Genomic DNA, 1,493 nt, shown 5'->3' on the forward strand with positions numbered 1-1,493 from the left:
GGGTGGGGGCGGGTTCGGTGGGCACCTGGGGCAGGTTCGGTGCCTCGGCGGTGTAGCCCTCGGCCTCGATGGCGCGGGCGCCCGCGGAGGCGCCCTGCGCGAGGGCTTCGGCCAGGTCCGACGCTCCGTTCGCGCTGCCCGCGACCTCGACCTGCTGGCGGCAGGTGTCGGGGACGAAGGAGCCGAGGGTGTCGTCGTACCGGAGTTTGCCGCCGGCCTGGCTGAAGAGGTGGGCTACCGGGTTCCAGCCGCCGGAGACCAGGAGGAGGTCGGTCGCGAAGTGGCGTGTCGTGCCTGTGGTTTCGGCGTAGGGGGCGACCGTCACGGCGGTGAGTCGGGGGGTGCCCTCGGTGCCTACGACCGCGTGTCCGGTCAGTACCTCGATGCCGGCCTCTGTGGCTCTGCGTGCCCACTCCGCCGGTGCGGACGGGCGGGTGTCCACGATCGCCGCGATGCGGATTCCGGCCGCTGCGAGGTCCAACGCGGCTGCGTACGCGCTGTCGTTGGTGGTGAAGACGACCGCCTGGCGGCCGGGTAGGACGCCGTGGCGGTTGACGTAGGCGCGGGCCGAGGCGGCGAGCATCACTCCGGGGCGGTCGTTGTCCGCGAAGGCGAGTGAGCGTTCGTGGGCGCCTGTTGCGAGGACTACTCGGCGGGCTCGGATGCGCCAGACGCGTTCGCGGGAGACGTGGGTGGGGGCGGCTGCGCCCAGGTGGTTGGTGCGGCGCTCTACGGCGAGGAGGTGGTTGTCGTCGTAGTGGCCGAAGACGGTGGTGCGACGTAGTACGCGTACGTCGGGGGCGGTGGTGAGCCTCTCGGTCGACTCCGCTACCCAGTCCTGGAGTTGGGCTGTGTCCAGCAGGCTGCCGCCCAGGTCGGGGCGGTCGTCGGTGAGGATGACTCGGGCTCCGGTGTGGGCTGCCGCTGCGGCGGCTGCGAGGCCGGCCGGGCCTGCGCCCACGATCAGGAGGTCGCAGTGGGCGTGGACCGCGTCGTAGCGGGCGGGGTCGGGTTCCGTGGCGAGGCGGCCCTGGCCCGGGAGGCTGGTCGCCACGAGGCCGTCGTACAGCTCGATGGTCGTGGCCGGGAGCATCGGCTCGGGGAACGGGGCCTCTATCTGGATCACGGCGTTGGGTTCTTCGACGCCGGCGGTGAAGATGCCTCGGGGGCGGCCGAGTTTGATGCTGGTGCCGGTTTGGATGATGCCGTTGGCGAGGAGGGCGGAGGCGAGGGTGTCGCCCTGGTAGCCCGTGTATTCGGTGCCGTCGAAGGTGAAGGTGAAGGGGGTGTTTCGGTGGATTCGGCCTCGGGTGGGGTGGCGGAACGGATGACCCGCGGCGGAGCCGCTGATGGATGCAGCGCCCCCGCCGCCCCTACCCGTCCCGTCCTCCAGGGGCTCTGCCCCTTCGACCCCGTTCCCAGGGGGCTCCGCCCCCTGGGAACGGGGTCGAAGGGGCAGAGCCCCTGGAGGACGGGACGGGTAGGGGCGGCGG

Annotated in this window: 1 protein-coding gene; it reads right to left on the reverse strand. The window is 72.3% G+C overall.

Annotated features, from left to right (window positions below):
* On the reverse strand, positions 1-1,493 hold a 1,493-nt coding region (locus JHN63_RS54160), incomplete at both ends, for a 2Fe-2S iron-sulfur cluster-binding protein (protein ID WP_200691922.1).

Origin of the sequence: Streptomyces sp. MBT65 (assembly GCF_016612545.1) — a bacterium.
Classification (GTDB): domain Bacteria; phylum Actinomycetota; class Actinomycetes; order Streptomycetales; family Streptomycetaceae; genus Streptomyces.